Origin of the sequence: Saltatorellus ferox, from assembly GCA_007751475.1 — a bacterium.
GTDB lineage: Bacteria > Planctomycetota > UBA1135 > UBA1135.
In genome coordinates this window covers 6441359-6454289 of sequence record CP036434.1, presented here as the reverse complement: position 1 = coordinate 6454289, position 12931 = coordinate 6441359, and the positions used below count along the sequence as shown (strand labels likewise).

Sequence of the window (12931 nt, the reverse complement as noted above, 5' to 3'; positions counted from 1 at the left end):
AGTGCCGCACGAGTTCGAGCGGCACGGGATCAGAACCAGAACGTCGTCTGCACGTAGCCGTAGAGCGCGTCCCTGCCGCCGTTGCCCGTCGACGCTCGCTTGGCGAAGCTGCCCGCCGAGTGATAGGCGACGCCGAACTCCAGGAGGCTGCTCTTCGGCGCGAGCTCGTACCGGAATCGGATCTCGGACAGCGCTCCGATGTGATCTCCGGAGTTGCCTGTCGGGTCCTGAATGTCCGTGGTCGTCCAGGCATCGCGGTCCGAAGCGAGGTACTCCTCGCGGTAGAGGGCCATGAGGCTCCAGCGGTCCGCTGGCTCCAGCCAGACGCGGACGCCGGGTGAAATCAGGTTGGCGCGCGCGATCTCGCGGAAGATGCCGGTCGGCCCGAAGTCCTGGCGCGGAATGCCGTAGAGCGAATCGAATCGTTCGTTCTTGCCGTCGTTCGGGTCGCTGTCGCCCGACGCCCAGTCGAAGACGCCCTCCACGCGGAGCTTCGTCTCGCCGGGCAGCATGTAGCCGACGGTCAGGTGATGGAGGAAGGCCTCGTGGTCCAGGCTCTCCGTGGAAGAGGCCGACTTCCGGGACTTGCCGAACTGAAGCGCGGACTCCAGCTCCCAGTGGACCGTCTCTGGCTCCGGATCCTTGTTGAGCCGTCCGCCGACCGTGACGAGCTGGCGATTCGCCGTCGCGAAGTCCAGGGAGTCGCGCTCGTTGAGGCCCAGGAGATAGCCCTGCACGGTCGAACCGAGCGGACCCTGCGGCGCATCCCCGACGAGGCCCCAGAAGCGGATCGAGGGCGGCTCGGCGTTGAAGCGCGTATCCCCGTCCCTCAGCGCGTCCGGGTCGCCATTCCCAGGCAGGCGCTGGACGGGGTAGGTGTAGAACGCGCGCGCCTCGACCCCGTTGGCGGACTCCCACTGGGCGTTGAGGCCCGTGAAGGCGTTGATGGTGTTCCGGAAGATGTTGCGCGCCACGAGCCTGCGGCTGCCGACGTCCATCGTGTGCCGGCCGAGCTGCACTCGGAGCTTGTCGCCGGGCTCGAAGGCGTCCGTGAAGCGCGCGGCCACGTAGCCTTGGAGCAGATCCAGCGTGTCGACCTCGTTCGTCGTGAGCCGCGCGTCATCGGGGACGCCCAGCGCGCGCGCGTCGATCACCTCTGCCGTGGCCTCGAGGTAGGTGTCCCTCAGCGTCATCGCCACGAGCGCGCGGGTGAAGGTGCCGTGGTTCTCCCCGGACTCGCCGCTCTTGAAGCGCCGGTCGAGGCTCTCGTAGCGAACATCGACGCTGCCGCTGATCTCGAACCAATCCGGTGACTCCAGGGTGTCGGAGAGACGCCAGGGCACCGCCTTCTGAGAGGGGAAAGCGAGAGGGCTGCCGGCCGAGAGGCACAGGGCAGCCCAGAGGATGGTGCGGGGTGAGGTCATGGGTCGCAGTAGAGCGGCAGCCCATGGCCCCCACAAGGAGTTAGTTGAACGTCAGGCGCAGTCCGTCCGTGAAGTTCGAGGTCGGGGTGCCGCCCGAAGAATCGCGGTGCCAGAGCTGGAAGCTTCGTGTCTCGCTCGGAAGGACCGAGACGAAGCCTGTCGGCGTCGGCACCATGTTGAGGTTCACCGTGAGGTCGATCTCTCCGTTGCTCCCCGAGTTCTGGATCTGGCCCGGGCCCACGAAGCGCCCGATGGCGCCGAGGAGGCAGAGGTTGCCCGAGCTGCCGCCCGGGTTCATCACGAAGCCCTCGGTCTGGCTGGTGATGAAGAATCCGAAGGCGAAGTTCGGCAGTCCCGAGGCGGTGAGCGTCAGATCGTTGTCCGAAACCGTGAGCGAACCCGCGGCCGACATGCTGCCCGGCTGGCCCGTGGAGTTGGCGTTCGCCGTGCAGTAGTTGGTCCCGAAGCCGCCAAGTCCGTCCCACTCCACGAGATACTGGTTCGTGAAGGTGTGGAACTCCTCCGCGTCGTTCCACTCGCCGTTGCCGAACATCTCCACGAAGTTTTCAGGGCCACCGCTCGCCGAGATGTCGTTCGGTTCACCCGCTGCAAAGTTCATGAACGTGAACGGCTCACCGGTGACCCATTCGAATCCGCCGGCTGGCTCCGAGTAACCCGGCGCGGACAGGTTCTGGGACAGGCCGATCCACGGGCGGCTGGGCGCGATGTTGTTCAGGATCCAGTCCAGCTCTGCCTGGTCCTGGATCGTCACGAGGTGGCCCGGATTGCCGTTCCAGATCACGCCCTCGGCCGCGAGCTTCGCGTCGTTCCAGCCGAGCTGCGCGCTGTAGAGCTTGTAGAAGTGCCCGTTGTTCGGGTTCAGGATCGGCGTATCGAGGTTGACCGTGAAGTCGCCGATGGCCGTTCCCGTGACGCCGAAGTTGCCGACCCGGATGAAGTAGACGCCACCCATCGTCGCATTGAAGTCGACCTCGCTCACGAGACCGCAGCTGGAGTCGTCATTGCAGGCGATGATGTTGCCAGCGCAGCTACCGTCGTACACGGCGACCTTCGTATCTCCGCTGGTGAAGCCGTTGCACATGGACAGGATGTGGGGGCCTGAGGCGCCCGCAGTCCACTGGAACCAGACATCGTTGTAGATGTCGTCGTTGCCGGCATTGTCGCAGAGCGGATCCGGCACTCCGTCGGTCGTCGCGATCGACGTGTCGAACTGGAACGGTCCGGCGCCGGAGATGGCCTGGGCCATGGAGCAACTGTCGGCACCCTGTGCGAGAGCGCTGCCGCCGAGCACGAGACCGGACGCTGCACCGAGCGCGAGGTAGGAGAAGACGCAGGAGGGACGGCGGGAGAGGATTTGCATCTTGAAGCGGGGTTTGGAAAGGACCTGGAGCCCATCGATCGGGTTCCGTGGACCTCTCACGCTAAACGCCCGCCGCGAAGTCGGCCACAGATGATTGGGCCGTCCGCCAGTGCCCGTTCTTCGTGCCGTTCCGGGAACCTCCGCTGGTCTCCGCCAGCCCGCTCGACGCTACCGGGGCAGCTCCGGCCCCGCCGCGCTGTTCGCCTCGATCAGCTTCAGGTGTTGCTCCAGCGTTCCCTTGACGGCCGCGGCCATCTCCCTGGCGATGCCCGCTTCCGGGAAGAGCTCGAGCGCCTTCAGCGTCGGGGTTCGCGCCTCGTCGTAGCGCTTCAGCGCCGTGAGGACATCGCTCAGCTCGAACTGTGCGGGGAAGTGATTCGGCTCGATCAGGACCGCGTTCCGCAGGGCATGGACGGCATCTTCGGCAAGTCCCGCCTCCCTGGAGAGCTGTCCCTGAAGCGTGTACGCGAGGAGCAAATTGCCGTCCCGTTCCTCCTCCGGCCAGGCGTTCCGCGCCTCGATCGCCCGGTTCACCCAGATCAGCGAGAGCGCACTACGGTTCTGAAGGCGGAGACTGGTCGCCAGGTTGAGAGCGCGGTCCGGGTTGTTTCCGACAAGCCGCTCCAGTTGCTGCTGAAGAAGCAGCTGCTCTTGACCGCTGGGCGGTGAGAGCATGTAGGCCCGTACGAGCACCGGCTCGAGCGCGAGCAGCCACGACTCTTGCGCCGATTCCGAAGCGTTCGGTCCGGGTTGCTGCCGGAGCAACAGCGACGCGACGTTGTTGTGGGACTGGAAGTCTTCCGGCATCAGGCGCGCCGCGTTGCTGAAGCTCTCCAGAGCTCCCTCGAAGTCGTTTAGCTGAACCATCGCGAGGCCGCGCTGCTTGTGGGCCAATCCGTTGTTGGGATTCTCGGCGAGAGCGCGATCGAGGTAGCGCAGCGCTTCGGTCGGGCGCCTTCGCTTGCCCTCCAGGGTTGCCCGCAGGACGAGAGCGCGCACGTTCTTCGGGCTGTCCTCCGCGAGCACGCGCTGGATGGCGGCTTCGGCGATCTCCAGGCGTCCGCCCTCCAGCGCGGCCGATGCGAAGTCGAGCCGCAGATCAGCGTCCTGGGGCCTGAGTTCCAGAGCACGATCGAACGTCGTTCGGGCGCCCTCGAAGTTGCCCTCCCGCATCAGGATCTGCCCGAGCTGCGCCTGGTAGCTCGGGTTGGACGGGGCCGCCTTCATCGCGAGCGCGATGGCCTCCTTCGCCTGCTGGGTCTCCCCGCGGCGAAGGTGGATCTGGGCCAGCAAGGACGCGAGTTCCGGCTTCTTCCCCCAGTCCAGAATCTGCGCGGCGCCCTCGGCGAGGCGAAGCGGATAGTCGAGGTCCGGCGTCTTGGCGACGTCGATCCGCAGGAGGTTCGAATAGATCTGACCGAGCGTCGCCTGATAGCGGTCGTCGGTGGTCGCGAAGACGGTGGGATCGAGGCGGCGTTTCTCGGCGGGCGTGTTGAGGATCAGGTTCTCCAGTCGCGCGATCCGCTCCGCGCCGCTCCTGGTCTCGTCGTCGACGAACGAGCCGTCGCCGTACTTCGTCACGGCCTTCAGCGAGTGAAGGTAGTGGATGTACGCCTGTTCCAGGGTCGGGGTGTCCTGGGTCCGAACGTACTCGGTGATGTAGGCGCGGCCGGCTCCCCAGCGCACGTTCGGGCTGTCGGGCGCGTCTTCCACGGCGGCATCGCGGAAGGCGATCTCGTTCTGGAAGGTGTCCTCGTGGGCCCAGCTGATCCGGCCCATGAGAGCGGCCGCCGTCAGGGTGACGAGCGCCATCGGCAGGGCGGACCGCAGGCGCGCGAGCACCGCGATGAGCGCCAGGGCAGCGCCGAAGACAGCCAGGTACAGGTAGCGATCGGACTCGGGGAAGAGGCCCGCCCTGTCCGGGGACGCGACCATGGGCGCGATGACCACGAGCGCGCCGATGAGGCCGAAGGCGACCGCGCGCTTGCGCAGGACGAGGGCCGCGATGGCGGCGACGACCGTGCCTCCGAGCCAGAGGGCTCCGTGCAGAACCGCCTGCGAGCCCGCGGGCAGGACGGGATGTACAGGTCGGAAAACGGCGGGCGCGTCCGGCCAGAAGAGATGGCGCAGAAAGCCTCCGGCGAGCTCGATGCGAAAGGTCCATTCGCGCGAGGCGGAGAACCCGAAGTCGCCGTGGTCGCGGAACACGCCTGCGGTCACGTCGCCAAACACGTAGACGCGCACGCCGTACCAGATGGCCAGCGGAAGAAAAAGGGCCAGCAGCGCGCGCCGCCCGGGCGTCGAGCTGAGCCTGCGCCCGGCCGTCACGTCGAGCAGAACCGCGAGGATCGGCACTACGATTGCGGTCTCCTTCGACGCGAGCGCAAGCAGCATGAGCAGCGCCGCGAGCCAGGGCGCGCGCTCGGCCTGGGCCGCGCGTTCGTAGGAGAGCAGAGCCCAGAGCGCCAGAAAACCAAAGAGCGGGTCGTTGACCGCCGACATCCACGCCACGGATTCGACCTGCGCGGGGTGGAAGGCGAAGAGCCACGCGACCGCGGCGCCGCCGAGCGCGGCACGCGTCGCGCTCGCGATTCCGGCCCGGGTTCGCAGAAGGAGCGCACCGAGCCGGAACGCGACGATCGTTCCCGCGATGTGCAGCAGCAGCGACACGAGGTGGAAGCCGAAGGGCGCGCCGCCGCCGATCGTGCGGCCGACCGCCAGCGCCAGGCTGGTCAGCGGCCGCCAGACGCCGCGCTGAACCTCGCTGTCCTGGTTGTTGAACTCCCAGAACGGCTCCATGAAGCGCTGGAGCGCCGCCTGGATCGACCGGGTAGCGGGCGCTTGCTCGATGAGCGGCAGGTCGTCGTACACGAGTTCGCCGCTCAGCGAGGGCACGTAGAGCGCCGCCGTCGCCGCGATCAGCAGCAGGGCGAGGGCGAGAACGAGCGGGCGAGGAGCGACGGAATCGCTATCGATGGGGCGCGGGGAGTTCGTCACGGACAAGGTTGTAGGGGATGGCGGCCGCGTTTCCACGGCCCTGGACGAGGACCTCTCCGTCGCGCGTCTCGAACGCGGTGAAGAGCCCCCCTCGACCGCGGAGGAGCGAGTCGCCTGCGACGCCACCCGCGATGTCGTTCTGGGTCTGGTAGTAGTAGAAGACGCGGCGTCCGGGCCGGGTCCTGTACGCGGGAGGCGCGCTGGAGTTGAAGCTGCCGTGTTCGGGATCCGTGAAGCCGCCGAGGAAGGTGACCTCGTGCAGGCCCTCGTCACCCGAGGCAAGCTCCGTGCCGGAGACGCGGAGGGTAGTCAGAAACAGCGGAGCGCCGTCGCTGGCTTCGACCTCCTGGACCGAGATTCCCGTGATGGTGCCCAGGACGGCGCCGTCGGCCAGGGCAAGCGCCTCCTCCTGGGACAGGGACTCGTAGCCGCCCGGGGCCGCGAGCGTCGTCATTCCGCGCACCCCGCGTGCGAGGCCGAACAGCACGGGGTTCTGGGGGTCGTCGCGGAGCAGCGCCTGGGCCAGAGCGCGGCCCTCGGGATCGTTCAGGGCCACGAGAGCATCGCTGAGGGCGATCTGGAGGTCGCGACGATTGGGGAGCCCCGCGACGAGGGGCCGGAGCCGGTCGGCGGCGGCGCGGAACTGGAGCTCCTGGGCGTCGGCCCAGGCGAGCGCGATCTGGAGGCCGTAGAGGTTCGGGAAGCGGTCGGCCACCGGGAGAAGGAATTCGAAGACCCAGGGGACCTCGCCCTGGGCCATGAGCGCGGCGCCGGCGCCTTCGAGCACGCCGCGCAGGTAAGCGCCGGGCGCTTCCTTCGAGGCGAGTGCGCGGTCCCGCCAGAGCGCGAGCGCCTCGGGCACGATCTCGATCTGCTCGAGCGGGGACTCGAAGGGGGAGCTGATTCGCTGGGCGGCGGCGTGCAGCGCGAGGGCCGGATCGGCTCCCTCCGCGACGTCCCGGAGGGCCGCGTACGGGCGCGCCTCCGGGCGCATGGACATGCGCTGAAAGGTCATCGGCGTCACGTTGGGCGCAGGGCCGTCGTCGACGCCTTCCACTCCGAGATCGGTCCAGCCGAAGGCGAACCGCTCGAGCCCGCTGGAGGCCAGGATCAACCGTGCGTCTTTCGGTGCCTTCTGGATGCCCAGGTCGGGCGGAAGCCAGAGGATCTTCTTCTGACCCGCGGCGCTCCGAAGAAGGTCGAGGCCCCAGCCCGCCGATGCGTAGGCTCCTATCGGAAACGACAGGACGAGAGGCGAGCCGATCGACGCGAACTCGCTCGGCGGAACGATCTTGCCCGGCGGAGCCGAGCTCCAGCCCGCCGCCTTCTCGACCCTCTCCATGTCCTCGTACCAGAGCGCGGAGCGATAGGCGACGTCGATGCCGAAGGCCGCGAGCAGGTCCGCGCGCTCTGGCGTCAGAAGCCCGAGGACCAGCGCCCTGTGCGGCCCGGGGACTCCTGCCTGTGCGAGTCGCTCGGCGCTCCGTTGCAGGCAGGCGGCTTCCAGCAAGAGGTCGGCCGTCGTGGGTGAGAGCGCCCGTTGATCGAGCAGCACCTGCGTGCCATCCGAGCCGGTCGGTAGAACGGTGTACTGGCCGTTCTTCGTTTCGAAGATCTCCAGCGGTTTCACCGCGAAACGTTGCCAGGGAGGATAGATCCCGATGGGGGAGATCGGCACGAGCGCGGCGACCCCTGCGAGCGCGAGCCCCGTGAGCGTGCCGAACCGGAGGCCGGGAACCGCGTTCGCAGCGGCAAGCGCGATTCCGATTCCTGCGAGGATCGCGCCGTGCACGACGAGCCCCGCCGAGCCGGCGCTCTTCCAGTCGATGGATTCCATCTGCGCGAAGGCCAGCGGATAGGAGAGCCAGCCGAGCGCGAGTCCGACCGCCAGGGCGATCCGCCCGGACCGGAACCCCCGGGATGCGAGGACCGCGCCGAGCCCGAAGCCCGGCAGAACGAACATCACGAGGGCGGCGCTGGCGTCGACGAGCGGCGTGCCCGCCAGGGACGCGTCGGAACCGAAGCGCAGGCAGTGCGCCTTGAAGCCGAGCGGCGTGGTCGTCGCCGCGACGACGGCCAGGGACAGAACGGAAAGGGCCGCCGCCGTGGCCGCCGCCGCGACCCAGCCTCCGCGCGGTCTGGATCGGACGAGCGGCCCGAAGAGGACCGCTCCCAGCCCGATCAGTCCCAGGAAGACGAGCCCGAGCACGCGCTCGTCCCACGGGGTCCCGAGCCCGACTCTGCACCCCAGCCGAAAGAGGCTCGCCGCCTGAAGACCCAGTCCCGCGCCGACCACCAGGAACCCCAGCCGGTGGAGCGGACCCAGCGGAACCACGGGCGCGGCCGAGCCGAGGGACCCGTGGAACTCTTCTACGTAGGGCTTCGGCAAAGCTGCGGTCGGGGTCTATTCCGGTAGCGGTCGAACGGAGATCGACTTGTACCAAACCTCGGAGCCAGGGTCGTGGGCCTGCAGGGCGAAGGTGCCTCGGTCGATCAGGCGGCCTGCGAACTGGGGGATGCGCTCGACGCCCTCGGGCTCGAGGTAGTCGATCAGTGGCTTTCCGTCGACCGAAACGGTGACGTGCTTGCCCACGACGCGGACGTTCATGGCGAACCACTCGTCGTCCTTGGCGGGCGGTTCCTTGATGTCGTCGATTCCGTAGAGGCCGCCGGTCCTGCGCCAGTCGGACTGGGAGTTGTTGACCTGGACCTCGTAGCCGCGCTCGGGCCAGCCTTCCTCCTGGAACTTCGTGTGGAAGTACACGCCGCTGTTCGAGCCGGGCTTCGTCCGGATGAGCGTGCGGAGCTCGAAGTTCTTGAAATCGTGGTGGTAGACAGGGCCGTCGTAGAAGACGTGGGCGCGGTTGCCCTGGACCACGAGAGCGCCGTCCTGGACGCGGACGGACTCGGGGTTCTCGTTCACCTTCCAGCCCGTCATATCCTTCCCGTTGAAGAGTTCGACGAAGCCGCCTCCGTCGCCCAGCTCGCGCAGGCGCAGGTTGCGCCAGGCGACCTGCCACTTCGGGTCGCCACCGACTGAGTGAACCTGGAGCCCGAGGAAGCCGGCGGGGGAAACGCTGTCGACGACCGTGGCGATCGGGATACCGTTGATCCAGGTACGCATCGTCGGGCCGAGGCAGATGACGCGGTAGTGGTTCCACTCACCGTTCTGGAACGCGGCATTCTTCACCGGGTCCTCGCGGTTCTCGCTGAGCCAGCCGCGGCGCGCCTCGTCGTAGATGAAACCCGCAGCGCCGTTGGTGGAGATCTCGACCTGGTAGCCGTGCACGCGTCCGGAGTTGTGCGTCGGGAAGGAGTGGCTGCGGATCTGGACGCCACTGTTGAGCTCGTCGTTCAGGAGCTTGACGTCGAACTCCAGCTCGAAGTCGCCGAAGAAGCGGTCGCTGCAGAGGAACGAGTTGGGGCTACCCTCGGCGGTCGTGCCGACGATGGCGCCGTCCTGGACCTCGTACGTGGCGGTCCCGTTGAGCTGGGTCCAGCCCTCGAGCGTGTGGCCGTCGAAGAGGCTGATCCACTCGTTGGTGGGGGGAGCCGAGGCCGACGCCAGCCCGCAGGCGATAAGTGCGGGGAGCACGGTGGAGAATGTCGAAGTCAAAGAAGATCGGGGGTCAGGCGTTCTACCGGGTCAATCAAGAATCAGTCGCGGTGGATGTTAACAGCACTTCGGCGGTGTCGGAGCCAGACCGGGCGAAGTGGTAGAAGAACCGCCAGTGCATGGCCATGGCGCCGAGGACGGCGATGTGCCAGAGCTCGTGGAAGCCGATCACGCCCGGGACGACCGTGGGCCACTGCAGGCCCAAGAGAATGGCGCCCACCGAGTAGGTGACGCCCCCCGCGATCAGCAGACGTATCCGCGCCGTGCCGAGCCTCTTCCAGACGATCAGTCCGCAAACGCCCGCGAACCAGCCGAGCAGCAGGAACACAGCGGTCCCCAGGGCAGGCGGCACGTCCTCGTAGTAGACGCTGAAGAGCGTCACGCCCGTGGCGACCGCGCTCCACATCACCACGAGCGTCAGCCAGCGCGCGGGTCCCCGGAAGAAGAGCCACTGGATCGGCGTATGCGTGCCGGCGATCAGCACGAAGATTGCCGCAAAGTCCAGGCGTCCCAGGACGGCGCGGGCCGTCGACCCCTCCTGGAGCATGTGGTAGACGCCGCTCATGGACAGGAGGAATACCGTGCTGAAAACGTAAACCCCGAGGCAGACCATGCGTCCTCGATGTCCGCGCGCTTCCTGCAGCAAGATGACGCCGAGGATGGCGAAGACGCCTGCTCCCAGGAGGTGGGAGATCGAGGAGAACGGCTCGTAGAAGCCAGGGAGTGAGCGGATGGGCACGGTGGGCACCAGTCACACGGTCGGCACGCCGAGCGCAACACGTGATTGAAGGAAATGGGGGGCTTACGGGGCCGGCCAGCGAATGGATCGATGGCACCAGAAATCCGGAACGAGCGTTACGCTCAAGGGCTCCCGGGCAGAGGGGGCCCGATGAAGGACCGTGCCACTCGACTCTTCTTACGTTACGTCCGCCGTGCCGACGGTCGGGCGATCGGCAGGCTGTTCGACCTCGTGGGCCCTGAGTTGCTCGCCCTCGCGCGGCATCTTGCGCCCGATATCGCGAGCGCCGAGGACCTCGTTCAGGCGACGTTTCTCGTGGCGCTGGAGGGAGCGGATCGCTTCGACCGCTCGCGTGAGGTGCGCCCCTGGCTCTTCGGCATCCTGACACGGGAAGCCGCCCGTGGGCGGCGAGATGCAGGGCGCCGCCGAGCCCGTGAGTCGTCGCTGAGAGTGGAGGACGCGGCGGTTGTCTCCGTGATAGAAGAAGTGAGCGACGTGGCCGAGGCCGTCGAGTTCGCGCTCCAGCGTTTGCCGGAGCGCTACCGTGCCGTGCTACAGCCCTTTCTGATGAGCGGCCTTACGGCACCGGAGATCGCTCTGCAGCTGCCAGAGGCTCCATCCAGCGGCACGGTGCGCGTCCAGATCGCGCGGGGGCTCGAAAGGCTGCGGAAGCTCTTGCCCTCGGATATGGCGCTGGCCGTTGCGGCGGGTAGCGCGCTGCCGCGGGGGCACGCCGCGGTCCGCGAGGTCGTGGTCGCGGCGGCTCGGCCACGCACCGTGCTGGCGGGCTCCTCGCCCATGGTGTCTTCAGCAGTCGTTCATGCTCCCCTCGGTCTCGCTTTCGGAGGCCTCGTCATGTCCAAGCTACTCCTTGCCGTCGGCGGCCTGGTGGGTGCTGCCTTGTTCGCCGTCTTCCTGATCCCGAGCCGTTCCCAGGACGTGGTCGGAGCTCCCTTACAGGCGAACCCGATAGCGGACGCTCGACGGGTTGCACTTCGCGAGCTGGCGCCGCGACCCGAAAGCCGAAGCAGGCCCGGTCCCTCGGCCGGCGCCGAGTCAGAGCTCGATACGGTCGATGGGGCACCGGTTTCGACGTCCATGGCCCCGGAGATGACGGCCTACTGGACCGGGAGGGTTCTGATGGCAGACGGCTCCGCCGCGGCCAAGGCGGTCATCCACGATGCGATCGAACTGACTCCCGTCGCCCTCTCGGATGATGAAGGTCTCTTCCGCCTCCCTGTCGACGGGAAGCCTCCCTTCGTGTTCGCGATTCTCCCGGGCCAAGCGCACTCGCTGGTGGCGCTCACCGACCCTCTGCAACCCATCGAGTTGAGGCTCGGGGGACCCGGTGCGAGCCTGGAGGTTCGACTGGTCGACGAGGGTGGCGAGCCTGTGCCGGAAGCGGACGTTCTGGTGTGCGAGCCCTCCGCGCTTCGCAGCGAACCGCTCTGGGATCCCCTGAGCGGGAAGGCGTTCAGCGTTCATCCGAGACTTCGTGCGCGAACCGACGTCGAGGGCTGGGTCAAGCTCTCGGAGCTTCCGTGCATCACGCATCATGTGCACGCTAGCGCCAGCGGCTTCGTCGAACGGTGGATTCCGACTCCGCCGCTCGTTCCTGGCGAACGGATCACCTTCGACGTCGTCATGGGAAAGGATGCGAGCCTTGGCGGAGAGGTTTCCGTGCCGGACTCTCTCCCCGAGAGCTCACTTCGGATCGAAGGTCGACTGGTGGATTCCGAGGGAGCACCGCTGGCTTCCTGGTACGTCAGGTCCCACGAAAGAAGCCTCATGGTTTCGGAGAGTCAGGGCCGCACCGGGGTCGATGGCGCCTTTGTGCTCGAGGGAGTCTCAGCGAGGACTCAGGTTCTCTCGGCCATGCCCTACCAGGGCTACTACGACCCGGAGAAGGGCTTTGCGGTCTTCCGCGACGTTCACGCCGGTGATGCGGCTCTGGTGCTAGAGGTCTCGGGCAAGTGCTTGACCTCCAGGCTGGCGGTGGTCGGTCGCGTCGCCTATCCCGACGGCAGTGTTCCGGCGCTGGCCAAGGTGGGAATTCGATCCCGTGAGGAGGGCTGGTCCACTTGGGCTCTAGCAGACGCCGACGGCCGCTTCCATGCAGGCACGGACGCGCTCGGGGGCGACTACGAACTCCAGGTGCTCGCCGACACGGAGCGCGGGCTGCACCCGACCACGTCCAAGGTTTCGCTCGGAGACGGCGAGCAGCTCGACGTGGGCGTGATCGAGGTCCCGCGGCCCGGCTGGCTGGAAGTGAGTCTGCTCGCGCCGGATGAGCCCCGGCGCGGGAGCGGTAGCCTCACGCTTGCGGCCACGGATGGATCCGGGTCAGAGGACCGCCAGGAGGAAATCCCATGGGATGCGGCGATGCCGCTGGCGCTCGTCCCCGGCCTCTATCGCGTCGGGTTTAATGCCACGCACTACTCGTCCCGGGCCATCGAAGTCATGGTGATGAGCGAGAGGACGACGCGCCTCACGCTTTCGGCGGAGTCGACCACGAGGGTCCGGCTGAGCGTGGTCGACGCCGATGAACGTGAGCCTGAGGGCGTTGTCCAGCTGGAAATCCGTCACGCGCCGACCGGCGTGCTCCTACGCGAGGAGATGCTCATCGACGCAATGGCCATCGAGATCGACCTGGAGCCGTTGGAAGGGGACTATCGGGTCATGGCGCGTGCGCAAGACGGAAGCGTGGGGTCGATCGAGGGACCGCTCGTGGGTCGGGAACGCTCCCATACCATCCGCCTCCTCCCCCGGTAGCC

The 12931-nt window shown here is 67.6% G+C and carries 7 protein-coding genes; 1 reads left to right on the top strand and 6 read right to left on the bottom strand.

Annotated elements, in window-relative coordinates:
• Positions 1-29: 29 nt before the first annotated feature.
• The 6 genes from Poly30_RS23350 to trhA all read right to left on the bottom strand — a co-directional run bounded on the left by Poly30_RS23350 (position 30) and on the right by trhA (position 10166).
• Positions 30-1424 carry an alginate export family protein gene (locus Poly30_RS23350; RefSeq protein ID WP_145203218.1) on the bottom strand — a complete coding sequence of 465 codons (1395 nt, stop codon included), beginning with the start codon at positions 1422-1424 and terminating at the stop codon, positions 30-32.
• 40 nt (positions 1425-1464) lie between these two features.
• Complete coding sequence (locus Poly30_RS23345) at positions 1465-2805, bottom strand: lectin-like protein (protein ID WP_145203216.1); 1341 nt, start codon at positions 2803-2805, stop codon at positions 1465-1467.
• A 168-nt stretch (positions 2806-2973) separates the two neighbouring features.
• Positions 2974-5802 (bottom strand): tetratricopeptide repeat protein, encoded by a 2829-nt coding sequence (locus Poly30_RS23340; RefSeq protein ID WP_145203212.1) that lies wholly within the window; start codon positions 5800-5802, stop codon positions 2974-2976.
• Entirely contained in the window at positions 5774-8191 is a 2418-nt protein-coding gene (locus Poly30_RS23335) for a hypothetical protein (RefSeq protein WP_145203209.1), read from the bottom strand. Before Poly30_RS23335 ends, Poly30_RS23340 begins: the two co-directional genes overlap by 29 nt.
• Before the next feature lie 15 nt (positions 8192-8206).
• Entirely contained in the window at positions 8207-9397 is a 1191-nt protein-coding gene (locus Poly30_RS23330) for a 3-keto-disaccharide hydrolase (protein ID WP_419190556.1), read from the bottom strand.
• 55 nt (positions 9398-9452) lie between these two features.
• Positions 9453-10166 carry a PAQR family membrane homeostasis protein TrhA gene (gene trhA / locus Poly30_RS23325; protein ID WP_419190555.1) on the bottom strand — a complete coding sequence of 238 codons (714 nt, stop codon included), beginning with the start codon at positions 10164-10166 and terminating at the stop codon, positions 9453-9455.
• Positions 10167-10307: 141 nt separating this feature from the next.
• Here trhA and Poly30_RS23320 point away from each other — a divergent pair, with 141 nt between their 5' ends.
• Positions 10308-12929, top strand: a complete 2622-nt coding sequence (locus Poly30_RS23320) for a sigma-70 family RNA polymerase sigma factor (RefSeq protein WP_419190554.1) — start codon at positions 10308-10310, stop codon at positions 12927-12929.
• Positions 12930-12931 lie beyond the last annotated feature (2 nt).

Bases quoted from the DNA above. Each gene is read 5' to 3' on its own strand.
- Poly30_RS23345 (WP_145203216.1), bottom strand. From the start codon at position 2,805: ATGCAAATCCTCTCCCGCCGTCCCTCCTGCGTCTTCTCCTACCTCGCG.
- Poly30_RS23350 (WP_145203218.1), bottom strand. From the start codon at position 1,424: ATGACCTCACCCCGCACCATCCTCTGGGCTGCCCTGTGCCTCTCGGCC.
- Poly30_RS23320 (WP_419190554.1), top strand. From the start codon at position 10,308: ATGAAGGACCGTGCCACTCGACTCTTCTTACGTTACGTCCGCCGTGCC.